Origin of the sequence: Paenibacillus sanguinis 2301083 = DSM 16941 (assembly GCF_000374825.1) — a bacterium.
Lineage (GTDB): Bacteria > Bacillota > Bacilli > Paenibacillales > Paenibacillaceae > Fontibacillus > Fontibacillus sanguinis.
This window is the reverse complement of the sequence record NZ_KB895376.1, coordinates 687,323-713,815: the sequence shown is the minus strand read 5'-3', so window position 1 is coordinate 713,815 and position 26,493 is coordinate 687,323. Positions and strand designations below refer to the sequence as shown.

General features: G+C 47.1%; 25 protein-coding genes and 3 pseudogenes. 15 read left to right on the top strand and 13 right to left on the bottom strand.

The window, feature by feature from the left end:
- Nucleotides 1–74: 74 nt before the first annotated feature.
- The 5 genes from yycF to C557_RS0103290 are packed head-to-tail and all read left to right on the top strand — an operon-like array spanning nt 75 to nt 5,520.
- On the top strand, nt 75–791 hold the full coding sequence (yycF, locus tag C557_RS0103310; RefSeq protein WP_018750404.1) for a response regulator YycF: 717 nt from the start codon (nt 75–77) through the stop codon (nt 789–791).
- 1 nt (nt 792) lies between these two features.
- A complete protein-coding gene (gene walK, locus C557_RS0103305) occupies nt 793–2,616 on the top strand; it encodes a cell wall metabolism sensor histidine kinase WalK (RefSeq protein WP_018750403.1) in 1,824 nt (607 codons plus the stop codon).
- A complete protein-coding gene (locus tag C557_RS0103300) occupies nt 2,613–3,926 on the top strand; it encodes a YycH family regulatory protein (protein ID WP_018750402.1) in 1,314 nt (437 codons plus the stop codon). The genes walK and C557_RS0103300 overlap by 4 nt, the downstream gene beginning before the upstream one ends.
- A 28-nt stretch (nt 3,927–3,954) precedes the next feature.
- A complete protein-coding gene (gene yycI / locus C557_RS0103295) occupies nt 3,955–4,704 on the top strand; it encodes a two-component system regulatory protein YycI (protein ID WP_018750401.1) in 750 nt (249 codons plus the stop codon).
- Between the two features lie 9 nt (nt 4,705–4,713).
- Nucleotides 4,714–5,520, top strand: coding sequence for an MBL fold metallo-hydrolase (locus C557_RS0103290; protein ID WP_018750400.1), 807 nt, complete (start codon nt 4,714–4,716; stop codon nt 5,518–5,520).
- A 102-nt stretch (nt 5,521–5,622) separates the two neighbouring features.
- Here C557_RS0103290 and C557_RS0103285 read toward each other — a convergent pair whose 3' ends face one another.
- Nucleotides 5,623–5,829 (bottom strand): hypothetical protein, encoded by a 207-nt coding sequence (locus C557_RS0103285; protein WP_018750399.1) that lies wholly within the window; start codon nt 5,827–5,829, stop codon nt 5,623–5,625.
- A gap of 363 nt (nt 5,830–6,192) precedes the next feature.
- Between C557_RS0103285 and C557_RS0103280 the strand changes: the two genes are divergently transcribed.
- The gene (locus C557_RS0103280) at nt 6,193–7,413 is read left to right on the top strand and encodes a S1C family serine protease (protein ID WP_018750398.1); all 1,221 of its coding nucleotides are present in this window, start codon (nt 6,193–6,195) and stop codon (nt 7,411–7,413) included.
- A gap of 75 nt (nt 7,414–7,488) precedes the next feature.
- Nucleotides 7,489–7,656 carry a CxxH/CxxC protein gene (locus tag C557_RS24330; protein WP_018750397.1) on the top strand — a complete coding sequence of 56 codons (168 nt, stop codon included), beginning with the start codon at nt 7,489–7,491 and terminating at the stop codon, nt 7,654–7,656.
- A gap of 72 nt (nt 7,657–7,728) precedes the next feature.
- Here the strand turns inward: C557_RS24330 and C557_RS22870 are convergent.
- Nucleotides 7,729–8,564, bottom strand: a pseudogene (locus C557_RS22870) (AraC family transcriptional regulator).
- A 174-nt stretch (nt 8,565–8,738) separates the two neighbouring features.
- Here C557_RS22870 and C557_RS25335 point away from each other — a divergent pair.
- Both C557_RS25335 and C557_RS0103265 read left to right on the top strand, forming a co-directional pair.
- Nucleotides 8,739–8,945: pseudogene (locus tag C557_RS25335) on the top strand (GNAT family N-acetyltransferase); the annotation flags it as partial.
- A 276-nt stretch (nt 8,946–9,221) separates the two neighbouring features.
- Nucleotides 9,222–10,961, top strand: a complete 1,740-nt coding sequence (locus C557_RS0103265) for an Imm51 family immunity protein (protein ID WP_018750395.1) — start codon at nt 9,222–9,224, stop codon at nt 10,959–10,961.
- A gap of 222 nt (nt 10,962–11,183) precedes the next feature.
- Here C557_RS0103265 and C557_RS0103260 read toward each other — a convergent pair whose 3' ends face one another.
- Together C557_RS0103260 and C557_RS0103255 are read right to left on the bottom strand one after the other, a co-directional pair.
- Complete coding sequence (locus tag C557_RS0103260) at nt 11,184–11,744, bottom strand: hypothetical protein (RefSeq protein ID WP_026263273.1); 561 nt, start codon at nt 11,742–11,744, stop codon at nt 11,184–11,186.
- Between the two features lie 377 nt (nt 11,745–12,121).
- The gene (locus tag C557_RS0103255) at nt 12,122–13,537 is read right to left on the bottom strand and encodes an MFS transporter (protein ID WP_018750393.1); all 1,416 of its coding nucleotides are present in this window, start codon (nt 13,535–13,537) and stop codon (nt 12,122–12,124) included.
- A 466-nt stretch (nt 13,538–14,003) separates the two neighbouring features.
- On the opposite strand from C557_RS0103255, the gene rlmH reads away from it, so the two are divergent.
- Nucleotides 14,004–14,483, top strand: coding sequence for a 23S rRNA (pseudouridine(1915)-N(3))-methyltransferase RlmH (rlmH, locus tag C557_RS25330; protein WP_083930068.1), 480 nt, complete (start codon nt 14,004–14,006; stop codon nt 14,481–14,483).
- Between the two features lie 639 nt (nt 14,484–15,122).
- Here the strand turns inward: rlmH and C557_RS25325 are convergent.
- Both C557_RS25325 and C557_RS24020 read right to left on the bottom strand, forming a co-directional pair.
- Nucleotides 15,123–16,160: pseudogene (locus C557_RS25325) on the bottom strand (recombinase family protein); the annotation flags it as partial.
- Nucleotides 16,161–16,733: a helix-turn-helix domain-containing protein gene (locus tag C557_RS24020; protein ID WP_018750391.1), complete on the bottom strand. Its 573-nt coding sequence runs from the start codon at nt 16,731–16,733 to the stop codon at nt 16,161–16,163.
- A gap of 360 nt (nt 16,734–17,093) precedes the next feature.
- Here C557_RS24020 and C557_RS0103235 point away from each other — a divergent pair, with 360 nt between their 5' ends.
- On the top strand, nt 17,094–18,152 hold the full coding sequence (locus tag C557_RS0103235) for a hypothetical protein (RefSeq protein WP_018750389.1): 1,059 nt from the start codon (nt 17,094–17,096) through the stop codon (nt 18,150–18,152).
- 58 nt (nt 18,153–18,210) lie between these two features.
- Nucleotides 18,211–19,173, top strand: a complete 963-nt coding sequence (locus tag C557_RS0103230) for a hypothetical protein (protein WP_018750388.1) — start codon at nt 18,211–18,213, stop codon at nt 19,171–19,173.
- A 220-nt stretch (nt 19,174–19,393) separates the two neighbouring features.
- On the opposite strand, the gene radC is transcribed toward C557_RS0103230, so the two are convergent.
- The 5 genes from radC to C557_RS0103205 all read right to left on the bottom strand — a co-directional run bounded on the left by radC (nt 19,394) and on the right by C557_RS0103205 (nt 21,525).
- Complete coding sequence (radC, locus tag C557_RS0103225; protein WP_018750387.1) at nt 19,394–20,011, bottom strand: RadC family protein; 618 nt, start codon at nt 20,009–20,011, stop codon at nt 19,394–19,396.
- A 112-nt stretch (nt 20,012–20,123) separates the two neighbouring features.
- A complete protein-coding gene (locus C557_RS0103220) occupies nt 20,124–20,303 on the bottom strand; it encodes a hypothetical protein (RefSeq protein WP_018750386.1) in 180 nt (59 codons plus the stop codon).
- A 124-nt stretch (nt 20,304–20,427) separates the two neighbouring features.
- Nucleotides 20,428–20,613 (bottom strand): hypothetical protein, encoded by a 186-nt coding sequence (locus C557_RS0103215; RefSeq protein ID WP_018750385.1) that lies wholly within the window; start codon nt 20,611–20,613, stop codon nt 20,428–20,430.
- Between the two features lie 30 nt (nt 20,614–20,643).
- Nucleotides 20,644–20,862: a hypothetical protein gene (locus C557_RS0103210; protein ID WP_018750384.1), complete on the bottom strand. Its 219-nt coding sequence runs from the start codon at nt 20,860–20,862 to the stop codon at nt 20,644–20,646.
- Nucleotides 20,863–21,186: 324 nt separating this feature from the next.
- Nucleotides 21,187–21,525 (bottom strand): helix-turn-helix domain-containing protein, encoded by a 339-nt coding sequence (locus tag C557_RS0103205; RefSeq protein ID WP_240472905.1) that lies wholly within the window; start codon nt 21,523–21,525, stop codon nt 21,187–21,189.
- Between the two features lie 199 nt (nt 21,526–21,724).
- Between C557_RS0103205 and C557_RS24015 the strand changes: the two genes are divergently transcribed.
- The 3 genes from C557_RS24015 (at nt 21,725) to C557_RS24010 (ending at nt 24,478) form a co-directional block, all read left to right on the top strand.
- The gene (locus C557_RS24015; RefSeq protein WP_018750382.1) at nt 21,725–23,455 is read left to right on the top strand and encodes an S-layer homology domain-containing protein; all 1,731 of its coding nucleotides are present in this window, start codon (nt 21,725–21,727) and stop codon (nt 23,453–23,455) included.
- Nucleotides 23,456–23,576: 121 nt separating this feature from the next.
- Entirely contained in the window at nt 23,577–23,768 is a 192-nt protein-coding gene (locus C557_RS24810) for a hypothetical protein (protein WP_205621579.1), read from the top strand.
- 62 nt (nt 23,769–23,830) lie between these two features.
- Nucleotides 23,831–24,478, top strand: a complete 648-nt coding sequence (locus C557_RS24010) for an ankyrin repeat domain-containing protein (protein WP_018750380.1) — start codon at nt 23,831–23,833, stop codon at nt 24,476–24,478.
- 435 nt (nt 24,479–24,913) lie between these two features.
- Here C557_RS24010 and C557_RS0103185 read toward each other — a convergent pair whose 3' ends face one another.
- Both C557_RS0103185 and C557_RS0103180 read right to left on the bottom strand, forming a co-directional pair.
- Entirely contained in the window at nt 24,914–25,741 is an 828-nt protein-coding gene (locus C557_RS0103185) for a DUF5677 domain-containing protein (protein WP_018750379.1), read from the bottom strand.
- A 283-nt stretch (nt 25,742–26,024) separates the two neighbouring features.
- On the bottom strand, nt 26,025–26,426 hold the full coding sequence (locus C557_RS0103180) for a 23S rRNA (pseudouridine(1915)-N(3))-methyltransferase RlmH (RefSeq protein WP_018750378.1): 402 nt from the start codon (nt 26,424–26,426) through the stop codon (nt 26,025–26,027).
- Nucleotides 26,427–26,493 lie beyond the last annotated feature (67 nt).

Genomic DNA, 26,493 nt, shown 5'->3' with positions numbered 1-26,493 from the left:
GCTGATGCAGCTTCGGTTATGGTAAGATAGAGGGATAACAAGCACATGGCTGAAAGTTTGGGGTGAACTGAATCATGCAAGGTAAGATTTTAGTAGTGGATGATGAGAAGCCCATTGCGGATATACTGAAATTTAATCTGGAAAAAGAGGGCTACGAGGTTGTACTTGCCTTTGACGGCATTGAGGCCGTGGAATTGGCCTTTTCCGAGCAGCCGGACTTGATCCTGCTAGATTTGATGTTGCCCGGCAAGGACGGGATGGATGTATGCCGTGAGGTGCGTGCCAAGCTGCAAACCCCAATCATCATGCTGACGGCCAAGGACGGGGAAATCGACAAAGTGCTGGGCCTTGAGCTGGGAGCTGATGATTATGTGACCAAGCCCTTCAGTACGCGCGAGCTGCTGGCCCGGGTGAAGGCGCATTTGCGGCGGCAGCAGAAGCAGACGGAAGTGGAAGGTACGGAAGAAGCAAGACAGGGGATCAGCTTGTTTGAATTGTTCATAGATACGGATATGTATACGGTCCACAAGAATGGGGAGCCGCTGGATTTGACGCATCGGGAATTTGAGCTGGTGCATTACCTCGTCAAAAATGCCGGCAAGGTGATGACTCGGGAGCATTTGCTTCAGGCCGTATGGGGTTTTGAGTATTTCGGCGATGTTCGCACCGTGGATGTCACGATTCGGCGTCTACGGGAGAAGATTGAGGACGACCCGAGCAAGCCCGAGTATATCCTTACCCGGCGCGGCTTGGGGTATATGATGCGCAGCTCCAAGGCGGGGGTATTCTAGCATGAACTTATCCTCCTTCGTTCGCACTCTCCAGGCTAAGCTGATTATCGTGTACGTGCTGCTGATCCTGATTGCGATGCAGTTGATCGGGGTTTATTTTGTCAGCGCGATGAAGACCTCGCTAACCAGTAATTTCACGAAGGAGTTGCAGGAACGGGCGGAGCTGCTCTCGGTCCTGGCTGCACAGAACCTGGGAGTCACGGGAGATTCCGCGGAGGAATCGCTGGATAATTTGCGTGTACTGGTGAACAATTTGTTCAATATCAATGGTGCGGAAATTCAGGTGCTGGACGCCAGCGGCAAGGTACTGACGACCTCCAAGCCTTCCCATGCCGATTATGTGGGGACCAAGAATACGCAGACTGTGGTCAGCCGGGCGTTGCAGGGAATCCGCGATAACGAGGAATACATTATCGATGAGGACAATGTGCGCAAGAAGGTGGTAGCCAAGCCAGTAGCCAGCGGCGGAAAAATTGTCGGTGCCATATACATAGCTGCCTCGATGAGCGATCTATACAGTACGATGGAGCGGATTAACAATATTTTTATCTCCGGTATTCTGCTGGCGCTGGGGCTGACGGCCGTGCTTGGCGTCATTCTCGCCCATACGATTACGTCGCCGATCAAGGAGCTGACCCGACGGGCAACAGCCGTTGCGGAAGGAGAGTTCCAGCAGAAGATGCCTGTGCTGGGCAATGATGAGATTGGGCAGCTTAGCAAGGCATTTAACTATATGACCAGCCGTTTGCGGGATGCACTCGCTCAGAACGAGGAAGAGAAGGAGAAGCTGGCTTCAATTCTGACCAATATGAGCGATGGTGTAATTGCTACGGACGAGCATGGCCGGGTTATTCTGATGAATCGGCGGGCGGGGGAAATCCTCCAGGTGGAGGATCAGCCAGCGATTGGGACGGACATCATTTCGCTGCTGCATTTACCCGAGGAAGAACGCGGCGTGTTGGAGCGGGGCACGATGCATTCGGCGATGCTGGAGGATGATGCGCCTGACGGCGGATTGCTGCTGATACGCGTGACCTTCACGCCGATTCATCGGCGGGAGTTCGGCATCATCGGTACGATCGCCGTGCTGCAGGATGTCACTGAGCAGGAGAAGCTGGAGGCATCGCGGCGGGAGTTCGTTGCCAATGTATCGCATGAGCTGCGTACACCGCTGACGACAATCAAGAGCTATACAGAGGCTCTGGAGGATGGTGCGCTGGAGGATGCGGAACTGGGCCCTCGCTTTGTGTCGGTCATCCAGAACCAGACGGAGCGGATGATTCGCCTGGTCACTGACCTGTTGCATCTGTCGCGTCTTGATTCTCAGGAAGCGGAGCTGCGCAAGCAGCCGGCCAATATGATGGAGATGCTGGAGGAAGTGGCGGATCGATTTTCTTTTCAAATGCAGGAGAAGGATATCAAGCCAACGATCTTTGTCGCAAGTGATGTAGAGCCTGTCCTTATGGACCGGGATCAGATTGACCAGGTGTTGGACAACCTTGTGTCCAATGCGATGAAGTACACGCCGGAAGGCGGCACGATTGCTTTGGAAGCACGTATGACTGAGGATCGCCAGTTGGCTATTTCTGTGCAGGATAACGGCATTGGCATTCCGAAGAAGGACCTGGACCGGATATTTGAGCGCTTCTATCGGGTGGACAAAGCCCGTTCACGGAATATGGGTGGCACGGGATTAGGTTTGTCGATTGCCCGGGAAATTGTGAAAGCTCATGGTGGCACGATTTCCCTGCAATCCGAGTTCGGCAAGGGCACGAAGGTAACCTTTACGCTGCCGATGCAGAAGCAAGGGGGCGAGACGCGATGAAAGAGAAGATTAAATCGTTGGTGCTGGCCTTGCTGGTGGTGTGCAGCTTGGTACAAAGTTTTTTGCTGATCTATCAGCTCCCCGGCAGCAATCCGGTGGTCAAAACAGAGAATGACTACATCCGGACGGAAAATATGGGGGCCTCGCTGGAGGCGGAGACGCTGCTGTTCCCGGCGCAAATTGTGGTTCATATGGGTGAGGGGAGGCACACGCTATTCTACCCGGATTCTACGTTTTACAATTTAATTTATTCGCGGCTGAAAGGGCGGCAGTTCGACGGATTCCAGCGTTATGCGGTGGATAATGTCAACTGGACGGAGATTCGCAGCCAGCATATCGGCGTGGAGTTAGAGTTTGGCGGAGGTGTCCCGATTGGCTTGTTGCAGCGAGTGATGCAGATTGCTCCTGATTCGCTATTTGACGCGGAGAGCATAAATCGGCTCCTGATCTATAATACGGGCACCGAGGATCAGGTGCGCGTGTTCTTCTTTAGCTCGCGCGGCGATGTCGTGTATGAAGCCACCAAGGCGGACTTGACGATGCAGGATGTGCAGCAGCAGGTGGATTTCGGCAAGGATTGGGTGCCGTATACGCTGGAGGATGGGGTTTACCTTCCTGAGCAGTCCATTGACATGGTGCAGGCGGGCCTTGGTATCGGGCTATACTCGACGGAGCAGATGCAGCGGAGCTTGTTTTTTGACCCGAGTATCACCCGCTACATTCGCGAGAAGGATGGTTCCGAGATTTATACGGACGGCAAGCGTAGTCTTCAGGTTAGACAGGACCGGAACTGGATTAACTATACTGATCCGGCAGCGCCCTCGGCGGGGGAGAATTCCTCAAGCAAGAACGTATTGTCTGCGGTTGACTTCGTCAATCAGTATGGCGGCTGGAATGGCAAATACCGCTTGGAGCAGATGAACGACGGGGCCGGAGGCAATCAGCAGCGGGTCTTATTTCAACAGTATTATGGCACAGGACCATCGGGTCTGTTTCCTATTCTGGATTTGGTATCGTTCCATTATGGAGTCATCTCTCTGGAGGTGCGTCAAGGGACGGTTATCGGCTACGAGCGGTCGTTGATCTATGATGCGGATGAAGGCTGGGACAAGCAGGTGGTTGCTTTGCCGGGCGGTGAGGCGCTGCGGGAGCAGCTTGCCGAGCTGAAGGATGAGGCGCGCATTGCCCGGTTATATCCGGCCTATGTGCCTTCTCTCACTGACCAGGGCTTGTTGCTCAAGCCGATGTGGGTAGTTGAGTTGAGCAATGGGGCGACCAGGGTGCTGCAACAGAGTTCGGTTGAACCCTAGGGAAGAGAATGAGGAAAGGGGACGGATTATGGATTGGGGTCGGGCAAAAAATGTGTTGATCTATGCTTTTTTGTTGCTGAATCTGGTACTGGGCTATCAGTTATGGAACGATCTGCGCGAACAGGCCGACTCCAGTCTGGACATTACGGCCTTGGAGAATAACACGCAAAGGGCGATGGATGAAAAGGAGATTCGAGTGCTGGCCAAGATTCCAAGTGAGGCGCCAGAGCTGCCCAAAATCGCCTATCGGTTCATCAATGGTGGGCAGCAAGGCAAGCTGACGGATCTGCCTGCGCCGGTGGATAGCAAGTTGATCTTCTCACCGCGTGACCTAGCGCTTGCGCTGAAGGATAGCCTTCCCGGAATTAATGGCTATTGGTACGATGAGGCCGCCAGCAGCTCGGATGTCTTCATACTCCATCCACTGGTCGACGGCAAATGGCCACTGTTCAAGATAGAGTTGAAGCTGTTCAACAGCAACCAGAAGATCATTTCGTATCAGCTGCAGGCGATCGAGATCACTTATCCGGAAGAGGAGAAGCCGCAGCGGGTGCTGTCCGCCTCCAAGGCGCTGGGAAACCTGGTAGAGAATTTCCTGCCGGAAGGCTCGGTGGTGACTGAGATAGACTTAGGATATTACGGCGAGCTATTTGACTCGGACGCCCATTTGCCGGCGGCACCAGCTTGGCGCTTTATGCTGGAAAACGGCACGGAGTATTATGTACAGGGCATCAGCGGTGACGTGATTAGTCCGAACACGGAGAAGACGAAGGAGTAATGGGAGAACATGGGGATACGGTTTTCGGTACTGTCGAGTGGCTCGACGGGGAATGCGACACTGGTGGACAATGGGGAAACGACCTTGATGATCGATGCGGGCTTCAGCGCCAAACGTATCGATGAGCTGATGCAGGAGCGAGGAATGACCGGGCAACAATTAGACGGCATTCTGATTACGCATGAGCATTCCGACCATATCAAGGGTTTGGGAGCGGTAGCGCGGAAATACCAGCTTCCGGTGTATGCGAACGAGAAGACCTGGCTGGCAATGGAGAAGGCGGTTGGGGCACTGGCCGATGAGCAGCGCTGTGTGCTGGGCACGGGAGAGGTTCGCGATTTTGGCTCATTGCGGGTCGAATCCTTCGCGATCTCCCATGATGCGGCTGAGCCAGTGGGCTATAACTTCTACGATGGCAAGGAGAAGCTTAGTGTTTGCACCGATCTGGGCTATGCCAGCGATAAGGTAAAGGAATCCATCGGCGATGCTGATGTTCTGGTGCTGGAGGCCAATCATGATATAGAGATGCTTCGCATGGGACGTTACCCGTGGAACATCAAGCGTCGTATTCTCGGTGATTTGGGGCATCTGTCTAACGAGGCTACCGGGGAGCTCATGAGCGAGATATTGAATGGCCGTTTGAAGCGGGTGTATCTGGCGCATCTTAGCCGTGAGCATAATTTGCTGGATCTGGCCAAGATGTCTGTGCGCGGAGCCATGGAGGATCGGGGCTGCTTCTATAAGGACAGCGAGTTCAGGCTCTGCGAGACCTACTATGATCGTCCGACGGCATGGGATGTACTGAATGAGCGGTAACCTTTTCAGGAATACTGCTTACAACAAATAGAACGCCTTCCGTTCTTGAAAACGGAGGGTGAGATGTGCCGTCGCAATAATAATGTCACCACGGGTGGTCTCCTAGACCGTAGGATATGGCGGGGGAGTCAGGAACCCGTCGATTTCCTGTGCCTTCTTATCTATCTCCTCTCGGGTCAGAATGCCCTTCTCCACCAGCAGCTCCATCATGGCGCTCAGGGTTAGCCACTGGTGGTAATGCTCTTCCTTTATGTCCGCCAGCTTGGCGAGTAAATTGACCTCGTTCATCGGCGTAGAGTAGTAATCCATGGTTTACCTCCTAAGGGTTTTTGATTAAAGCACAGGGAGAAATTCCCGAAATTTCTCTGCTTGAAAAATGATTCGAAATCACCGAAATATGGTAAGATAAATCTATCAATCTATCGCATTAATATTAGTGTAGTCCGTAATCAAGTCAAACATTCCAATGTTCGGAAAAAAAGCTGCAAAACTTCCTGGCAAGATGGCAACATCTGCGCGGTTCATGGCGTTAAAGAAATAGGTGAAAAAACGCGTGAATATGGCTTTGCCATACCGACATACAGTTGAAGGGGACCTTTGCTTTCAGGGATGTGACCTACGAAGGATGGCCGCCGAATATTGGGGGTAGAGTTACGGAGGGAGAGTGTAGAGATGGGATTATTTGACGATGATTTTTATTCCACCAAGGTACCTGGACGGCGCGTGCGCATGTCCGAGGGCGGCGACCGGCGACGCTGGTTGAGCGGGGCTCCGGGGCACAGGGCAAAACGGGGGCTGTCCACGCTGCAAATCTCCTTGATCTCTTCCCTTTTGAGTGCGGTGGTTGCCGTGCTGTTGTTCAGCTTTATTACGGGAGTTCCTTCCTCTACATCAAAGCATAATATTAGTGCGGCAGCGGCCAAGGTGGCTCCATCCGTAGTCAGTATTCTGAATCATAACGAGCTGTCGATGAATGATCCATCCCAGGCGGCACTTGGCTCGGGCGTGATCTTCAAGAAGGAGAAGGGTAAAGCGTACGTCATTACCAACACCCATGTGATTAGCGGCTCAGACGATCTTGAGATCGTGACCAGCGACGGAAGCTCTCGGGAAGCCAAGGTGAGCGGTGAGGATTCAATCAACGATATTGCCGTGCTGGAAGTCGATGACCATGGAATTAATACGGTGATCGAGTTGGGCGACTCCGGGAAGCTTCGGGCGGGAGAGACGGTCATTGCCGTCGGCAATCCGCTGGGGCTGGGAGGGACGTTGACCTCGGGCATTGTAAGCTATACGAGCCGCATGATTCCAGTGTCCATTAATCAGGACGGCGTCTACGACTGGGAGCAGGAGGTTATCCAGACGGATGCAGCCATTAACGAAGGCAATAGCGGTGGTGCACTGGTGGATTTGAACGGCAAGCTCATCGGAATCAATACGATGAAGATTTCAGATACAGGGGTGGAAGGGCTTGGATTCGCCATTCCGGTCAATGATGTCATGAAAACGGTGGATGATCTGCTCTTGCATGGCAAGGTGGTGCGGCCTTATGTTGGGGTATATACGCTGGACTTGAACAATCCGTATTCGCCCCTCAGTGAAGAGCAGCGGGAGGATATGAAGCTGCCGAGCCAGGTTACCTCGGGAATCATTGTACTTGAAGCCCATGGCCCAGCGAAGGCTGCGGGGCTGAAGCTGAATGATGTAATCACGCAGCTTGATAAGCAGCCGATCAAGTCAACGAGAGAATTGCGCCGTTACCTGTACGAACACAAGAAGATTGGCGAGGAAATGGAAGTCACGTATTATCGGGACGGCGAAGCGCAGAAGGTAACGATGAAGCTGTCCGACAAGCCGTCGGATCAAGAAATTAACGATGGGCTGGATGAGTAGAGGCAAGCCTCTTAACGTTATTGCCCGGTGAACGGAAATGCTTGGTTTGGCAATGTAGAAAGGATGCTTGAAGGTATGTATGTGGTATGCAAGGATCATGTAGAACTGGCGATTGATATGTTCGTGGACGAATTTGAAGAGGCCCCGGATGTAGTTGATCTGGAGCACACGAAGTTTATTGATTGGGAGCCGCCAGTCAAGTGCCAGGAATGCGACTGTGAGGCACGGTTTTTGGTGGTGTAGCGGGTTGAAGCAGAAATGAAGGGAGCGGGCCGATAATGTTCATCGGTCCGCTCCTTTTCAAGAACTGCCATATTATTTGGGCATAACGGGAACCCAGAGTTCATGTCTTGGTGTATGCTTTGCTCCATAATAACATTCAATACATGGTAAATTAGCAAGTTCATAACCTGAGGTCGGGACCCATTCTGAATATAAGCGCCTCCATGCCTCAACTACATTTGGAAACACTGCCCATGTACTTGGGGGAATAATCAGAGTGTCCATATCCACGGGCGGCTGGTTATCGTATCTTACCCCTAAAACTCATCGTCTAGTATAGCCGCTTCCTTTCCACAGACTCCTAGGAGGCCCTCAAGAGTACATTTAGGATTTTCCCACGACATATCTATTAGATCTTGCATGAACCCATCTTTTTTGGCATTGTTCCAAAGTGAAGGTATTGCTTTAAAGGCCTTCCTTGTTTTAATAGATTCCCTTTTTCCTATAATTCTTAGTTCAAAGTCGACATTCTCGATTCTATACTCCATCTCAGTGTCCCCTTTTGTTGAAATTTGAAAAGAAATTTTGGGGAATGCTTTTAGTTGCACTCCCTTTTTTCTAGCATCAGAGGGGGTCAAGCCATGGGTTCTTTTAAAAGCACGTGTGAATGAATCAACAGAATCATAGCCGTATTTAATGGCTATGTCTAATATTCGGGCATCGCTTTTTTGAATGTCAAATGCGGCAAGCATTAATCGTCTCCGTCTAATATATTCTGAAAGCGAGATGCCTGAAATAGATGAAAACATTCTTGAAAAGTGATATTCCGAAGTATAAGCAACTTGAGCTATTTTTTTATAGTCTATTTTGTCATCCAGATTATGCTCAATGTAATCTAATACGTTATTCATTCGATCCAGCCAATCCATACGTGCTCATTCCTCTCGATATCTAATTTAATGGATAAAAGAGTAATTCGTCCGACTTTTTCAGTACAAAAATGACGCATTTATTAGTTTAAGCTATGGTGTTTGGATTTAACTATAACGTAATTGATAGATAATAAATAACTGAAGCATGAGTTACATTAGTTCAAAGTTACGTTTCGAGGCAAGGGCGTGGGTAAATAAGTAGTTGATTTTTGGGAAGATTAGATAAAGCAAGAGGGCTTCAACCTGGTCATGACATCCACTCAGGCTAATGAAGGAGCCCAGCATTTTTATAGAAAACTCGGCTATAAAGATGCCGAATGCCTAATCTTTGATACTCAACCCTTGGAGATCCTCCTGACCAAGAGCTTGGATTCATAGAAAACGTTTGTTCCATGAAATGGCAGCATTCAGGACTTTATTTTCCGTGTCCATGAGTGTTGCTGCTTTTTTTTGTAATCCTTCTATTCGGTTAGTTGGTGGGCCATAATGACTGCTCGTTGTTGCTGATTGACAAGGCTAGGGGTATGGCTGGAATGAGCAGGAGTAGATCAAATTACTCAATTTATAGGGATCAGGGGGCTTGCGCTGGTTTGCAGATGTATAATGCAGAGTAGGTCTGGTAAGATGGAGAAAATGTCTTTATTCAGGAGGTAGATGAAAGTGGATCAAGCGTTGCGGAAGCAGTTGGAACAGTGGTATGAGGTGGATGATCATCAGAATATTGTAGACGCTTTGGAAGCTATCCCTGTTGTGAATAGAGATTATGAAATGGTCGGACAGTTGGGCCGGGCTTATAATAATGTAGGGCGTTACGAGGATGCCTTGGCACAATTTGCCCAGGTTGCTGAGCAGGGGAAGGACGATTCAGCCTGGCATTACCGGTCAGGGTATTCTTATTATTTTCTGGGGAGATTTGCGGAAGGTGCGCAGGCATTTGCCAAGGCACTGGAGCTTGATCCCGAAGATGAGCACTCGCGAGAGCTGCTCGGGTGGTGTCAGGGCCGTCTTGATCGTCAGCAGCAAAATAATATGATCCGGGAGCAGGCATTGCAGCAAAAGGAACAGACTCCTGCGAAGCCGTTCTTCGAGGGTTTGGATTTGTCTGAATTTTGGGATAGCGGCAGCTATGCGGAGAGTACATATACAATGGACCCACCTAGTGATGCGTTGATCGCCAGTGTGGAGGAGGAGTTAGGCTACAAGCTGCCTGCATCCTATATCGCTTTGATGAAACAGCGTAATGGGGGGATTCCCCAAAATACCTGCTTTCCTACGCAAATACCTACCTCTTGGGCGGATGACCATATTGCGATCTCGTCGATCATAGGAATTGGGCGGGATAAGGATGAGTCGCTTTGCGGGGATATGGGTAGCCGATTTATGATTGAGGACTGGGGATACCCGGACATCGGGGTCGTTATTTGTGACTGTCCTTCGGCAGGCCATGATGTGGTTATGCTGGATTACCGTCATTGTGGCAAGGAACCCGAGGTAATTCATGTGGATCAGGAGTCCGACTATGAGATTACATTCCTGGCGCCGGATTTTGAGACCTTTATTCGCGGCTTGGTAAATGAAGAGGAATACGATACCGCTGCCGAGGATAAAGCGAACGATTTGCGCAAGGTGGCTGAAGGTCAGTTCTCGCCTTTGCTGGAGGAGCTATGCAACAAGGCGGAAGCGGTGGATGCGGAGCAGCTTGAATCGCAAATCCGGGCGGTGTGTACACGTATTGTGGAGGAGAAAGGTCACTTCTCCTTCCACGCAGATGAGTTGTCGCTGCTGATGTACGATGTGCAGTTCTGGCTGTACACGAATGCCTACCCACGGCCTACGCAGGAGGAATACCTTGATATTTATCCGAAAATGATCGCGTTCGGTGGAGAATTTGGCCAAAGTGGCTACGCGCCTTCCTGGATCACGGATTGGCTTGATAAACGAATGCAAGCAGGCTGGATTAAGAAGGACCATGGAACGCTGAGCTTGACAGAGGATGCGCGTAAGAAAATCATCGCTCGTCTGGAGCTGGAGGCCGGAGGGAATGCGGTGGAAGATGAGCATACAGATATTGCTCCGTTCAAGCTGGTAGATCAGGGTGAGCGGGGAATGTCGGTCATTTTGCCAGTTGGATCGTATTTGACAGAGCTGTTTGCGTTGCGAGCTGACGAGGGCTTTGAGGGCAGCGGGTATGACTGGACGTCTCTGGCCTTTGTGTATCTGGCCGAGCAGATGCCGGACCTGGAGGGTATCGTCCGCTTCGATCCGGAAGGGTCGATGTTCTGCGCCTATTCCTCCGATCGGGAGGCTCTTAAGGCCTTTGCGGTTGGCTTCAAGCAGGCTTGTGAGAATGAGGCACTGATTCGGGATTTATTCTCGCGGGCCGAGTTGGATTAATTTTAGCGGAGCTTACTTACGGTAGGCGGCATAGTGAAGACTAGGATAGTGGAAATACTGAAATAGTGAAAAGCCAAAACTAAACAGCAAGCGTAAGGGCCGGGAGAAATTCTCCGAGGTGGCTCTGACACTTGCTGTTTTTTGGTGAGTGTAGAGGGACTGCTGTCGAATTCGCTTCACGAATTACTTCGTGATTAGAAGATGACTTTTTGAACAAGCTCTTCAATTGAGTGTAACTTCTTTCTCCCAGGTTAATTCTTGATTTTCCTCATTCACGAATACGAAGGTGACTTTACCTGCTTCGCCCTTTAATTCTTCGGGATAAAAGAAGCCCATAAATTGCCCGTCACCGCTGACATAGAAGCCGTCCTCGCCCGTTTGTCCATGCTCGATGGCCTCTTGGAATGTATTGACGGTGTTGTTATTTTCGGACGACCATTGCATTTCCTGAAGTCTGTAGCCATCGGGAATTTGCTTTACTTGAAAATCAAAGCTGCCTTTGTTCTCAATCGGCTTTGGCGTCTGATCAATATTAATGATGATGTCCTCAGTAGGCTTGTCATTCTCCGGGTTAGAGTCGACAGGGTCTGTGAGTTCATTGTTGGATGAGTCTGGGTTGTTATTGTTGGTATTCCCAGATTGTGTCTGATTCTGATTTGTCGCATTGGATTCGGGTTGATTGCCGGGTTCCGTTGTGCCTGCTTGCGAGTTGTTTCCGCAGGCGCTCATTAGTAATACGGCGCTTAAAGCCGCCATTAATAGGATTGGTTTGTGTTTTGTCATGTGATTTCCTCCAGTTGTGTTTGGGTGTGATTCTTAGATAAAGACAAGACTATGGCAGAGTAATGTATCCTGATACGGCGTAATGTGAGAGCGGGTGACTATCAGGAAAAGGGATGATATATGTTATTCACCGCCAGGCAGAAAAACTAAACATGAGGTGTTTTGAGGCTTACCCCAAGTAAGTCTGGAGGCCGGGTGGCTTTCCCTTGCTCACAATCTACTCAAAAGGCCGCCGTGGATGCCAAAAATAAGGAGCCAAGCTAGAACAAACCGCTTAGCTCCTTAATTTCTTTCAATATCATCCAATTTTATTGCTGGGCTGTAAGTAATTGCACTAATGCTGAACTCTTCCCCTAATAGAAATAATGTTCATATCATTAGTCGTTAATCAGCTGGTTTTGCTCGGCGGAGGCTCGAAAGCTTCGGCGGCCAAGCACGCCTATGAGACTGGCCACCATGCTTAGTCCGCCAGCGAGCAGGTACAGGTTCACGATGCCGATCCATTCGGCCAGCGCGGCCATGCCCACGAGGGAGATGCAGGAGACCAGATGCAGCAGAGAGGCCTGAGCGGACAGCACCTTGGGCAGCAGCAGCTTGCTGACACTGCGTTGGATGAGCGTACGGCGGTTGACGATGGATAGCTCGGCAAATGGGCCCATCACCAGCACTAAAATGAGGGCGATGTAAGGCTCGGTGTTGACGGCGTACACGGCGGTAAGCAGGCCATAGCCTGCCATGCCCATCAGCATCGCTGACAGGAAGCGATCGCCGATCGTTCGCACCAGGGCCAACACCAGCAATCCACCGCTGACGGTTCCTGCAAAATAGGCGGCGTTAATGAAGCCCCACCATTCCTCACCTTGCCCCAGCGCGGTCTGCACAAAGGTGAGTGTAAAGGCGCCAACCCATACCGGACCACCCAGCATGTCGATCACGTCTATGAAGGTGAGCAGGCGGAGGCGTGGTATGCGCCAGATCGTCTTCCAGCCCTCGGTCAGCGTGTGCCAGCGGGATGAGGCGGAGGTATAAGGCGTTTTAGATTTGGACAGGCCCGTGGGCCCGGTGTCTGTCTTGGCTGCGTTGGCAGCAGCGCCCGATGCATCCTTGTCGATGGTAGCAGACGATTCGGAAGCTGTAGTGGCGGTGGCGTGTGTTGCGATAGCAGGGTTAACTTTAGGGTTGGAGTTGGAGGGGCTGTAGTTCTCTCCTTTATCCGATTCTTTTACGCCCAAAGTAAGAGCTGCCGCCAGCCCATAGATCACGGCTGTCACCAGCAGTGTCGAGCTTGGGCCAAGCAGTACAACGATGATTCCGCTCAGTCCCCAGCCGGCAAACAGCACCACCTGGTCGCTTACACTGATAAGACCATTGGCTTTGAGCAGGCTTTGTTCGCTGGGAACGAGCCGTGGTACAAGGGCATTTCGGGTCGGCACTGTCCATCCATCAAGGAAAGACATCACAAAGATGAGCGCAAATACAAGTACTAAGGAAGCGTCGCTTCCCTGGAAGTGCAGGTATCCGGCTAAGGTGATGAACAGCAAAAATTGACCGGTCTGAGATAGCAGCAGCAGCATAGGCAGTTTAAAACGGTTAATTAAGAGCGGAGCTATTAATCCGCTGATCATTTGGGCGAAGTTGCGTATTAACGGCAGCAGCGTCGCAGATATAAGCGAGTTGGTCTGGTCCAGCACCAGTACGGTGAGCGCCATAATGTACAGCACGTCCGCAGCATTCGCCGCCGTCTGGGTGGTCCACAGATAATAAAAAGGCCGGGACATCGGCGAGGATTTCATGTAATTTAGTCTCCGTTTCTTGGGATGAAGTATTATTCGTCCGATATAACAACAAAAAAACACAGGCGGGCTGCCTGTGCATTCAGTAATCGAAATAGAGTGCAGAAATGAATAGACCTGGAGATCACATCAAAGGATTCCGGTCTTCAACTTCCGATTCATTTCTATTCCTTAAACAGGGTTACCGTGAGGCAAACCAATATCGATTACTATGCATAGCAAATAGCCCAAAGCTCTCTATTTCATTCATCGCGCACAGAAAAACCGATATCTTAGTTTACACATGTAACCCTCCGATCCATAAAGTGGTCCCAGTTTACCATGGCAGATATACAACTGTCAAACGATACGGAGCAGCGATACGGAGCAGCAGAAGGCAACGAGGCCCTTTATGTTATGATAGACAAAGCATGGACACAATAGGCAGGGCATAGCCTTAAATACATCAGTATGGTGGTGCAAAGCGTTGAATATACAAATCATTGCGGTAGGCAAACTAAAGGAAAAATATCTGACCCAGGGAATCGCGGAATACGCGAAAAGGCTGACCCCGTACATCAAACTGACGCTAACAGAGGTTCCTGATGAAAAGGCACCCGAGCAGCTCAGCGCTAGTGAGGAAGAGCAAGTGAAGCGCAGGGAGGGGGAGCGAATTATCTCCCACCTAAAGCCAGACACGTATGTCGTGGCCACGGCCATTGAGGGCGAGCTGTGGACATCGGACAAGCTGGCCCAGCACATTGAAGAGCTAGCGACCTATGGCCGCAGCCAAATCGCCTTTGTCATCGGCGGGAGCTTAGGGCTGTCCGATGAAGTCCTTCAACGTGCCAACCTGAAGATCTCGTTTGGCCGCTTCACCTATCCGCACCAGCTTCTGCGGCTGGTGCTGGTGGAGCAGGTGTATCGGGTGGTGAAGATTATGCGGGGGGAACCGTATCGACGCTAATGGTAAGATAGAAAGGGAGGTCATCACCTCCCCCAGCTTGCTTTTATTAAAATTTGCGAGGGTTACTCCATCCAAAAGCCGAGGATTAAAGACCTCTACAAAATCATAATCAGGATATACCTTAGGCAGCAGGCTATACGCTTGCTCATGCAGAGACTCAATGGTAAAGTCAAAGATCAAATTGATCCTTGTGATCCGTCTTCCGACGCGTGGCGGTGCATCTTTGGTAATTTGGATGTCATTGATAATCAGCCTCAAAAGATTACGTTGCTCCTCTGGACTGACACTGGACAGCATACGATGAAAATCGGACAGCAGCTTTTTAAGCGAATCATGGTCTACTGGATCAGTATCCTCTTTACTGAATTCAAGAGAAAGCTCGTCTCTTTGTTGCTGTAACTTTTTTAGCTCCTCTTGTAGTTCTAGCAGTTCGGGCTTAAATAAATCAATCAGATCATCATGAGATAGGATTTTCTCCTTCAAATTCTTCATTTTAATCTGTATCTTTCCAATTCTTTTTTCCACCTGCTTCTTCTCCTCAAGCAAGGGCTGTTCTTTGTTCTGTCTCTCGTAATTCACTTTTTCAACAAGCTTCTTCAGGAAAGAATCATCAGTAACAATTCGGGTAAGCTCCTCAAATACTGTCTTTTCAGCTATTTCAGCTCTTATCGTGTTGGATCTACACACGGACGCCCCTTTGTTGTGGAACTGGCCGCATTTATAAATTCTATACTTTGCATGTGAGCCAGCAGAATGCCCGATGACCATGCCTTTACCACACATTGGGCAGCGGAGAATTCCTCCTAATAGCGTAGGGGTTTCTGACCGTACGGGTGTGTATGATCTCTTCTTTATCAGCCGCTGTACTGTCTCCCATTGCTCCATAGAGATGATAGGAGCATGATGCCCGTCTGAAAGGATGTAGTCATCATTCTTTCCCTTGCGACGCTTCTCAGCCCAATCCTTGACCTGATTGAAGCGAATTTTTCCAATATAAACGGGATTGTTCAATATGTTTTTGACGGAGTGGGTGCTGAACGGGTTCTTTTTCTTTGTTCTAAAGCCAGCCTCGTTAAGTCTTCGGGTGATGGCCTTTAGTCCAAGCCCTTGCTCTGCATAATTAAATATGGTCTGAACAATGCGTGCCTCGTCCTCATTAACGATAAGTTTTTTGTCTATTGCATCATATCCTAAAACGATACCGCCATTATATTGTCCTTGCTTGGCTCGTTCCGTCATTCCCCACTTTACTCGCTCCACGGTCTTGTTGCGTTCAAGCTCATTCATTGTACTGATGATTTGGAACAGTGCCATTCCCATATGATCTGTTAGATCAATGTTTTCAGTAATACTTAAAAGCCGAATATCGTTTTTCTTCAAAGACTCTGCTATCTCAATTGAGTTTTTGGTGTTTCTTGAGAGTCTGTCGGTTTTGTATATTAGAATAGCCTCGAAGCTGTGCTTCTCTGCATCCCTCAAGAGCCGTTTCATTTGCGGACGGCCCTCAATGCTTTTGCCACTGAAGCCCTCATCCACATATCTTGAAACAATTTCAAAATTGTTCTGTTGAGCATAACGCTCCAGATCAGAAATTTGGGCTTGAATGCTAAATCCCTCTGTAGCTTGTTCCTCTGTGCTTACACGAACATAAATTGCTGCTGGACGCTTTGTAGTCATTTATTTTTCCTCCTTAATTAGGCCTTCTTCATTAAGCAGTTCTCTGATCTTTGCTAATACATGTTCCGAGCCTTTACGTTTAGAGACAATCTGGATATAGAGGAATATGTCATGTAGAGCTGACGAAATTGTTTCATTATGCTCAATTGCCATGAATTCCTCTAACAAGGAGGAGTGTAATGCTAGTTCCTCTGCATTCTTAATGCTCATAAGGCTCACAGCAACGTTCATGATGGCATCATGTACATTGGTGTCTGCTTGATTTAGCGATTGTAAGGGAAGCCCCGCCTTTAGCCATAGGTCATAAGGAATTTTAATATCGTACTTATAGCAGGCAGACATCAGTTCAATCATTGTGAGACGAGTCTGAGCCTGAAAGGTTAACACGATAATTTCCTTCATATCCAACCCTAACTCCGTAGCTAGCTTCTGAGCATTCTCCAAAGACGGGGCGTATTTGTTATTCTCCACATCCCGGATATAGGTATGGGATATTCCTGTTTTCTCCGCTAGTTCTCGGTAGCTCAGTTCCAGCTTCTTTCTGTTTGTTTTAAAAAGCTCTGCAATATCCATAAGATCACCTCGATTTGGTTTTGTAAAACAAAAACTTTACAACAATCATACAATATGATTAAAATAAAAATCAAGAAGTGTAAATAAATTATTTTACAGGTGGTGTTTAAATTGAAGAACGACTACTCGTTTGTAAGTGTGCCAACAATCGTTCAATTTGAAGAACAGGGGGCAACCGAATTGCTTCAAGAGCAACGGAAGGACGAACAGCGATTTTTGTATCAATTAGCCTCCCTATTGTGTAGCTGCTTAGAACAGAAAAGAGCTTCCCCTCAATCTCTGGAAGGAGATCAACCTGACCATCCTTACTAAGTAGGTCAGAAACTGTTCGGGACTACGGATCAGAGGAGGAAGAAACCCTTGATAGACACAGTAAAATTCGATATCCGCTTAATACTCACAGAAGCACAAATTGAGCAGATTCCGTGGAGCGAGGTCAAGAAAACCATGAAAAAAGGTTGGGTGACCTGCGAGTTGTTCGATCAAACGGATGATACTCAGCCTCGTTTAGTATACAAGTACAAAGAGGACAATCCGAGCAAAGCCTGGCTAAAGCTTGAACTGTCTGCCCCGCGGTATCTCTACGGCAGCAACGTGTACGAGCTAAAGCAGGCCGACGTTCTACCATTGCTAAAGAAGCTCCGACGCTATGTTGCTGAGAGGCTCCAAATCCCATTATCTCAAGTGCCGCGATATGATGCTTGGGAAGTTGAAAAGCTGCATATCTGCAAGAACTTTAATGTGGGGCTACTGTTGCAGGATTACCTGAATCTGTTGTCCGGCATACAAAAGCCGGGGGGTTATAAAACTGTTCCGTATACATCCGTTGATGGCAGCAAGCTGGAGTCCGTGTTATATCAACGCCTTAGGAGAAAGCGTCGCAGCGTCCATAAGTTCTATGATAAGCAGGCCGAGGTTGGACAGCAGTCGCATTATCATAATCAATCTCAGCACCAATGGGATGCAGATGGTTTGCTTCGGTACGAAGTGGAGCTAACCTACGATGACATGAGGAAGCACAGCCCAACAAGAAGGGCTATTGAGCTATTTAATCCTCAAACCGCCATTGCTGTACTTCAGGACGGTCTGAAAGCCTTAGGGCTTACAAAGCCAATTAAGCAGGCATCAGTGCGAAGCATGCTGGAGGCTGTCAATCGGACAAGCCTAAATGTACGAACAAAAAGCATGCTGATTGCTTTCCTGATGGAACTGCACATCAACGGGAGAGGCTACTGCAAGAAGAAATATCCCAGGTCGACTTTCTATGACAACTACAACAAGCTAAAAGAAGTCCTGGATATGGATGAAATCCATTTTTCCGATATTGCACTGCCGCCGCTCAAGGTGCATAAGGATTCCTTTAAAAACAAAAAGAGCCGTTCCATCGGCGGGCCTGCCGAAGAAACGACTGCAAAGTAAAACGTCTACAGTAATTATACCAAAAAATTAAGATCAACGTAGCAGGAGGTAATTATTCATGATTCAGTATATCGAATTTCACATGCTTGTTAGCTTAACGGACAGAGCTATTAAAGAAATTCAGCAACACTTGAACTGCAACGGAATTACAATACAACTGCTGTCAAAAAAGCATGCAGACGATAGACAAGCTATCAAGGTGTCTGTTGATGTCCCCAATTTTCTTTATCACGGAGACTACGAAGAGAATGTAGTGATCCCCGATAAACACTTTTTTATCGCAGAAATCCGGCAACACCTTATACGTGCTGGATTACCGGCACGGCAATTGCCATATGGTCTACCGTTTAAAACGGAAAAGCTAACCATTGGGTTCAATGCCTTTCTAGGCAACCGGGATTTATACCGGGAGACCATGCCTCCAACCGAATGTATTAGATATGCAGCTTCAAATAAGTGGGTTTATTATATTGGCCCGAAGACAGATTGTTTGTTATCCTTCAATGGGCAAGGAAAACGTCTTATGAGACTTGATGACTTATCTCCTAGAAATGACTACAGACGACACATCTCTATTCAAGAAGGGATACTTAGCTTTCGTTTTGATTTAACTCCTGCTCAAATGAAAACAATTAGCAATGACAGAAATCTGACTGATCTGCTTGACGATGAGAAGCTCAGTGACGTTCTTAAAATATGGTCTGATAAGCTATCCCCCTTGCCAGTGTTTGAATCGTTATACCATATAATTCAGGTAATTGACGAAACCAATGAACCTACTCATACGAAGCAAAGAATAAAACAATTTGCAAAACTTCTACTTGAGTGCGGCCTACTGGATTGGGAGATGTATTTTTCTAAAGCCTCTTTTGTCAGAAATTACTCTGATTTAAAAAGGGTGCTTGGAGTACCTGCAATACTATTAAGGGAGCATAATGACTGCGACACATCATTTCTCCAGCCATATGAGGAATGGAGAAATGTTAGCTGTCAAGGCCGAGGCGAAGCCGAGCTTGCTTAAGCCTTGACAAGCGTCTCCTACAGCAACACTGAATCTACTTCCTTGGCGTTAGCCAAGGAACGCCACGCGGCGAGTGACGGGAGGCGAAGGAGGGCAGTCGTCCTCCTTCGGCCCTCAGGGCAGTGGGTGGTCTGTTGCATTGCACGCATGATGTCTAGCCGCTCACGGCCCCATTACTGCATTGTACATCGCGTAGTACAATGAGTTAGCATATATAGATTTACATAGCTCCACGTTCCTTCAAACTGGTGAATGTTCCGTCTCCGATTATAAGGTGATCAATTACATCGCAAGCTAAGATGCCTCCGCTCTCCACCAAGCGTTTGGTTAGCTGGATATCTTCCGTTGATGGAGTAGGATCACCGCTGGGGTGATTATGACAAACCAGTACAGAAGCCGCAGAACGCTTCACAGCGGCACGAAATACCATATGAGGCGTGACAATTGCGGCATTGAGCGAACCGATGGAGAGTGTCTCTGGCTGTCCGATCAGGTGATTCTTAGTATTCAGGAACAGTACGACGAAATGCTCCTGTTGCAGATATCGCATCTCCGGCATCAACAGGTCAACCGCATCTTGTGGCCTGCGGATGATTTGCGGAATGGTGTCGGCAGGTTTGCCTAATCTACGGGCCAACTGCAACGCGGCGGTGATCTGGCGAGCCTTTACTTTGCCAATACCCTTAATTGATAACAACTCGAACTCGGTGACGTTCATCAACTCCTGTACGGTAGGGAAGCGGTCAAAAAGTTCGTCGACAATATAGGAGCCGGGCTTTTCAGCAAGTGCTTCACCCAGCAGTGATTTGATTGTAGACAGTTCGTTAATAGGGTTCATTCAAAATTCCTCCTGTAAACGCAAAAAAGGAGAAGCCAGTTTTCACTTCTCCCGTTGCATGATATGATGTTGTTCGGTATGATGATTACAAGTTAATTTTCTTTGAGTCGCCTCACTTATGGGCGGCTTCTTTTTCTATTTTCTCAATCTGCATGTTAATCAGGACGAGCCTTACAAGAGCCTGAGCGTACCTCCTGCCCTCCTCTGAATCGAAATGAGTATCTGTATCTATCATCTGCATTGCGGCCTGTAGCCGGGCTTTCTGAGCGAATAAGTGCTTGAGCTTTTCCAAGTTGTTCACCACCCTTCATGGCAATAAAAAATAGCCTGCTGTCGTCCTCTGACGATGCGGCCATCTGCATGATTTCTATAGAAGTTGACATTCGTGCAATTCAATTGCCACATACCAAAACTAGCTATATCTCCATCCGCACAATACTTGGCTGGGCAGTGAATTGAATCAACATGGTCACTTGCCCATTGTGCAATGCAACAACAGCATGTCTACCTTCATCCAATCGCACACTGTAGATGAATCCCTTCTGCTCGCAAAATCCTAAATACTCCTTGAAATTGTTGTTCTTAAATGCTTGATAGCTCATGATTTGATCTTCCTCTCTGAATGTAATGGGTCACGCCTTGACGATGCGATCTTGATGCCGTTGTAGCTGTTGTGGGAATTCACGACGAAAGTATGTTGTCATCCAGCGGGCGGCGGTGTCTTCGTCCACTTGGTACATCCGACGGCAATACACATACAACACTGCCCCTGCCATGCGGATGCCTCCGTTCATGACCAGTTGCCTCAACAACTCCTCCATCTCCAAAGGCAACCCTTTCTTAACAACCATCTGCATACATCTCCTTTGTCCGGCTTCATCTCACAGCCGATGATTTATCTCTGTTAGGCAACGACAAACAGCCCGCTCAGCGTGTGAGCGGGCTTCTTTGCGTATGCTTGTTGTTCCCGGCGATGATCCATTTCAGTGATTACCAGCGATCAAAGCCAACAACAAAAATGCATATGAAAACAAAAAAAGGACTGCTACTACTGTATCAACAGCAGAAGCAGTCCATATGGAGAGGGGTAGGGCATGAAACGGCAGGCCCACCCCTTTGTTATTTAAGGCGTGGTACCTCGGGGAAATTTGTATATTTTTCTTACCTATATGCGGCTATGTCTTCTTTCGATCTAAGGTATTCATAAACTCCTGAGCAACTTTGATGATAAAATCCACCTCATCCGCACTTCGATCAGACAATAACAACATCAAAGTAGCTAATTTATCCTCTGTATCACTGAGAAGTGTCTCAGATGAAGAAGGTTCCGCAAACAATTGGGCAGGCTTAATCCCAAGTGCTTCAATGATTTTCCCCAGTGACTCTAAAGAAATATTACGAGTTCCACGTTCCACATCACTTATATAGCTAAAGCTTAGTCCTGATAGATCGGCAAGCCTTTCCTGTGTCATACCTCGTGATTTTCTGATTCTTCTTACTTGCTCACCTACCATTTGTTTGAACTCCGACAAATCAATCACCTCTACTACAGCGTAGTAGAGTATTCAAGTGACTTTTATCCCAACATTGTATAAGTTAATATACTCTTATAAGTTAAATATGTGGTAGAATAATCCTGCCTGATGTCTTATTTTGTGAATCAGGCTCGCATTCTTATTCAATACAATACAACTCAAGAAAGGAAGAAAACACATGAAACATAAAAGAATTATAGCCTTTGCCCTCGCAACAACTCTAGTATCTGGCTACTCTACCACCGTCTCAGCGGCACTGCCAACCTATGGCGAAGAATGGCAGAATGCAGAAACAACACAATCAACCGTCAGTTTCGCCGATCTTCCATCTACACATTGGGCTTATAACTACATAGCTGAAATGGTGAATCGTAAAGTCATCAGCGGCTATCCCGATGGCAAGTTCAGACCAAACAACACCATCACCCGTGCTGAGTTTGCCAAGATCATGATTACTGCATCCGGCATTACGCCCAAGAAGGTGAATTACTCTTCCTTCTCTGACATCGAGACATCAAATTGGGCTTCTCCGTTTGTGGAATCCGTGAAGGACTACATGACGGGCTATCGTACCGCAGATGGCAAGTACACCTTCAATCCATCCGCACCAGCAACCCGTGAAGATGTGGCTGTTGCCCTCGTCAAGCTCAAAGGCTATGACACCAATCGTCTGCCCGATCAAAGCACCATTGAGGCAATGTTCAAGGACTATAATGGCATATCTGAATCTGCAAAGAGCTATGTTGCATTAGCAGTAGAGAATCGGCTTGTATCTGGATTTCAGGATGAGACATTCCGTCCGCAGGCGACGATCACCCGTTCGGAAGCAACGGTTATGCTTTGGCGTGCCTATCAGTATGGCAATGACAACAAAGAGATTGGCAGTGGACAGACAATAACGAACCCAACACCAACTCCATCCTCACCAGCTACGCCAGACTCATCTGCACCGACCACACCTGTAGATCAACCACCTGCATCTACACCATCCACAAAGTTTACGGTGGAAACACTGGTTGGCGGCTCAGGTGCTGGTGATGTGGACGGCCCTGTGCGGACAGCGAAGATCAATCAAGTCGACAGCATGGTCGTGGACAAGAATAACAATGTCTATTTCCTCGACAGTCAGAAGATGAAGATACGCAAATTCAACAATTCCAATGGCACAGTAGAGACATTCAAGACGATCAATCAGGACTTCAATTGGGATTACAAGGATGCGGATGGGAATGCAAAGCACTATGACTATAAAAATCTGACGCCGCTGAAGCTGGCTTACAATCCGGCTAGCAACAAGCTATACCTCGCGGCGAAGGTATCCGCAAAAACAATCGTTTATGACATCACAGGGGGAGTCAGCGTAGCGGCCTATGACTTTGACCATGAAGAAGCTCGCTTCGTGGACTTTATTGCTTTTCCAGATGCCGAGAGCATCCTGTATGGCGTTACAGGCAGTCATGAGTCACATGTCTATGAAGGCAAGCTGAATCAATCTCAGGTGGAGCGTATCGCCAGCAGTACAAGCTATAACGCTCTGGATTTGTCTGATTACTACGGCTACGCTCCTGTCGCCTCCGCTCATGCAACTGCAAACAATCTATATGTGTTTGGTCGGAGCAAAATGTACAATCTGCAATTGTTTCCGGTGAAGGTAGACAAGGTTGCCGTTTATGAAGATACCCGATTTGATAGTGCATCTGCCTATAACGGGAAACTGTATATGAGTATTGCAGGAACCGTCTATGAAATGGGCGAGGCCGGAAACATGACTACCTTCATTAACGAAAATGACTTGATCTACAAGGATGGAATGCAGATTCGACAAATGAAGCAGATGGGTTTCGATAACAACGGCAATGTCATTTTCTATGATGACAACATCAAGTCCATCTGCAGAATCAATCTGTAACTATCCGAGAGCGGAGTCAAAGCTGCTTGATTGGCTTCGCTCTCTTCATTAAGAATGATATAGCAAGGGTAGCAGGATAAATTTCATTACAACATTACAAGGGAAAGGACTGGATAAGCATATGGAAACAACTGCATTAATGCTGAAAATTATCGGAGCCATTATACAGATTACCAGCATCGCCTATACAATCACCGCAATAGCGAAGAAGAAACGTAAACACATCTGGATCGGTATTGCTTTGTTCATTGTGGCATTCCTGTTACTGAATCAGGCAACGCACATGGAAGACAGTCTTCGCGGTGGCTATTGAGCCAGTGGACTATGAGGAAATGATTATACGAATAACTAGGGTTGGTCTGGAGGTGAATGATAATGAAGATGCGGAGAATATATGCAATTGGATTACTATTGCTATGCCTGGTAGCTCTGACAGGATGCTCTATCGTAGAACGTGTGCTGACTTCCCAGCAGTCTGAACAGGTAAGAACGGATGGCATATTTACGGAGCTAAATGCGGCAATCAGGGAAGGCAATCTGAATGAGGTACAACGATTGCTGGATGAAGGAGCCTCGCCCAACATCGCGGCTGATTATGGTGTTGGAGCGGAGTCGATTCCTGTAGGCAACTTGTCGTTGGCGGTCAACTTCAATGAACACCCGGTGCCGATGGTGAAGATATTGCTGGAAGCGGGGGCTGATCCATCAGAAGACTTTCCAGCTATGCATGATGCCATAGAGAAGGGGAATCTGGAGATCGTGGAATTGCTGGCTCAATATGGTGCGGATGTAGATAGCAGTCTACAATCGGCGGTGATGTTCGATCAGGTTGCTATTTTAAGTCTGTTGTTGGATTATGGTGCTAATCCAAATAAAGGCGTGATGCTGGCGAAGACAACCTACAATGCAGATATACTTAAACTGCTTGAAGAGGCCGGGGCTACAATTGAGAACAGACCAAGGTACGAGACGCATCCAGAGGACTACAAAACAGAAGACGGCGTGAGGGTGCGGATTCGTTGATGAGGATGAACAACATGAACAGCGGAGAGGATGCGGTTGTCCTTTCCGCTGTTTGCTGTTTATAGGCTATCGCCGCGAGGTTGGGTATCCTGATTAACACAATTACAAAATGCATGTTACAGAATCACCATTTTAAGAATAAATAGAATAGCTGACCAAAATGTATGAACCGAATCCTCATTGTTGGCTATAATAATTTGAGCAAATCCCAGCTAAAATACTGATTAGATGAGGTACTACGACAAAACCAAGTGTATTGACTAAAAGTACGCCCAATACCCGCGTTTCCTTGATACAGCTTCCGCTTCATCAACGATAAAGCCAATAAAAAAAACAACTACGCATTTGTAGCCTAATAACCTGTGAGAGTGATCCTCTCCTGTATCGGCCATGTGACAGGGACAAGGACTAACAAGTAGTGGGATACGCAAGTGTTTAAAAAAAATGTCTTCCCGAATATCCAAACTGAGATACAATCTCTTTATTTGATGCAATATATTCTAAAGCTTTTGATTCGTATTCATCCCATTCTTTTTTGTGTGCTTCTAAATTATAGACTTTAAAGAAACAAGAATATACTCCAGTTACTATACTGAGCGTATTCACTAGCAGTGACACATGATTTTCAAAATTTCTAAAAGCCTTGAAATAGAACTTACCTCTTTGATAGGTTATGTTAGACTCCATATGTGTAACACCATGTATTTCTCTACTCAGAGGTACATACAGATCTGTATATAATGTTGACCATCCAACTAACTCAAACAATTGTTGGATGGTTACCTTTTTCCTTTCACAATAGCTAAACCAATTTTCATATCTTTTTCCCGCTTTCAATAAATCAATATAATTTTTATAACATTCTATTTCAGAAATACTATTAAAAAATAACTCTTCATTCGCCGCCGTTCTCTTAATATCAAACATCTGAAATACAGTTGCTCGCTCTCTCATTTGTTCCTTTGAATCAATCATATATCTAAGTTGTACTGCAGACTCCAGTAAAACTCTTAAAACATAGAACCCTGAGTTTATTAAACTCTCCTTTGTCATAACTTTAAGTGTATCTAATAGTTCCAGAATTCTATAAAATTTTGAGTATATTGTTAACTCATAATCCTCAATAGTTTCATCAACAAAAGCAGCATCTAAAATGTTATTGCCGAAACGCTCAAAATCATCATAAAACATCATGTGTTCTTGTATCATTTCTCTGTCTTCATTCGTTAATACATATGTTCTTGAAAACAATTCTTCAACCATTATTTCCCCTCCAATTAAATTGATTTTTTGGAAATGAAGCTAGAATAATAATTATTACCAGTTTATATAATAGCGAAAAGTATGAACAGGGCGAATATATTACAAAGTGGATTTAACTCTAATCCTTATGGTTGTGAAGGATAATATATGTACTCTTAAGCGACAATAATTTGCAAACAAAATGTCTACCACTTTTGTATGACCTAACATAAATTTTTACGATTGCCGGTGTATCGGTAAAATTAGAGGAAATCTTCTAAAACATGCTTAATTGCACTAAATATTATTTGTGATAGGGATGATTGTGGATAATACGGAATGCTCGATATAGTTGCTCAATTAATATGGTTGTTTTAAGCCCTGTGTCCATGTCCATTTGACTCATCGTCAACTTCTCATCAAACGGTGTGTTTTCTGAGCCGATAATAATGGAGATGTCTGATGTCCCCGAAACTCCTAAATCATTAATCTTCTCCGCAAGCTCCTCTGATGACAGTGATTGCTTGGTGTTAGCTATAAGTATTTTATAACTATTGTCACTAAGCTTTTTTTCAAGCTGATCTTCTCTTTTTAGATAAATCAATTTAATGGTACAGTATCGGCTTAAACGCTTTTCATATTCTTTTATAGCTTCAAGATAGAACTTTTCTATTTTTTCGTTAATTATGTATACTGTGAGTTTCATAGTAAGACCTCATTTCATCAATGCGTTAAGTATACCATTATACTTTGTTGAAAAAGCAAATATAGAA

What these genes read in the sequence shown, in the direction of transcription:
- C557_RS0103265 (WP_018750395.1), top strand. Translation starts at nt 9,222, where the DNA reads ATGAAAGTGGATCAAGCGTTGCGGAAGCAGTTGGAACAGTGGTATGAG.
- C557_RS0103185 (WP_018750379.1), bottom strand. Translation starts at nt 25,741, where the DNA reads ATGGTTGAAGAATTGTTTTCAAGAACATATGTATTAACGAATGAAGAC.
- C557_RS0103290 (WP_018750400.1), top strand. Translation starts at nt 4,714, where the DNA reads ATGGGGATACGGTTTTCGGTACTGTCGAGTGGCTCGACGGGGAATGCG.
- yycF (WP_018750404.1), top strand. Translation starts at nt 75, where the DNA reads ATGCAAGGTAAGATTTTAGTAGTGGATGATGAGAAGCCCATTGCGGAT.
- C557_RS0103180 (WP_018750378.1), bottom strand. Translation starts at nt 26,426, where the DNA reads ATGAAACTCACAGTATACATAATTAACGAAAAAATAGAAAAGTTCTAT.
- C557_RS24010 (WP_018750380.1), top strand. Translation starts at nt 23,831, where the DNA reads ATGAAGATGCGGAGAATATATGCAATTGGATTACTATTGCTATGCCTG.
- C557_RS24020 (WP_018750391.1), bottom strand. Translation starts at nt 16,733, where the DNA reads ATGGATATTGCAGAGCTTTTTAAAACAAACAGAAAGAAGCTGGAACTG.
- C557_RS0103280 (WP_018750398.1), top strand. Translation starts at nt 6,193, where the DNA reads ATGGGATTATTTGACGATGATTTTTATTCCACCAAGGTACCTGGACGG.
- C557_RS24015 (WP_018750382.1), top strand. Translation starts at nt 21,725, where the DNA reads ATGAAACATAAAAGAATTATAGCCTTTGCCCTCGCAACAACTCTAGTA.
- C557_RS0103210 (WP_018750384.1), bottom strand. Translation starts at nt 20,862, where the DNA reads ATGGTTGTTAAGAAAGGGTTGCCTTTGGAGATGGAGGAGTTGTTGAGG.
- C557_RS24330 (WP_018750397.1), top strand. Translation starts at nt 7,489, where the DNA reads ATGTATGTGGTATGCAAGGATCATGTAGAACTGGCGATTGATATGTTC.
- yycI (WP_018750401.1), top strand. Translation starts at nt 3,955, where the DNA reads ATGGATTGGGGTCGGGCAAAAAATGTGTTGATCTATGCTTTTTTGTTG.
- C557_RS0103300 (WP_018750402.1), top strand. Translation starts at nt 2,613, where the DNA reads ATGAAAGAGAAGATTAAATCGTTGGTGCTGGCCTTGCTGGTGGTGTGC.
- C557_RS0103255 (WP_018750393.1), bottom strand. Translation starts at nt 13,537, where the DNA reads ATGAAATCCTCGCCGATGTCCCGGCCTTTTTATTATCTGTGGACCACC.
- C557_RS0103260 (WP_026263273.1), bottom strand. Translation starts at nt 11,744, where the DNA reads ATGACAAAACACAAACCAATCCTATTAATGGCGGCTTTAAGCGCCGTA.
- radC (WP_018750387.1), bottom strand. Translation starts at nt 20,011, where the DNA reads ATGAACCCTATTAACGAACTGTCTACAATCAAATCACTGCTGGGTGAA.
- C557_RS0103215 (WP_018750385.1), bottom strand. Translation starts at nt 20,613, where the DNA reads ATGAGCTATCAAGCATTTAAGAACAACAATTTCAAGGAGTATTTAGGA.
- C557_RS24810 (WP_205621579.1), top strand. Translation starts at nt 23,577, where the DNA reads ATGGAAACAACTGCATTAATGCTGAAAATTATCGGAGCCATTATACAG.
- C557_RS0103230 (WP_018750388.1), top strand. Translation starts at nt 18,211, where the DNA reads ATGATTCAGTATATCGAATTTCACATGCTTGTTAGCTTAACGGACAGA.
- C557_RS0103285 (WP_018750399.1), bottom strand. Translation starts at nt 5,829, where the DNA reads ATGGATTACTACTCTACGCCGATGAACGAGGTCAATTTACTCGCCAAG.
- C557_RS0103205 (WP_240472905.1), bottom strand. Translation starts at nt 21,525, where the DNA reads ATGGTAGGTGAGCAAGTAAGAAGAATCAGAAAATCACGAGGTATGACA.
- walK (WP_018750403.1), top strand. Translation starts at nt 793, where the DNA reads ATGAACTTATCCTCCTTCGTTCGCACTCTCCAGGCTAAGCTGATTATC.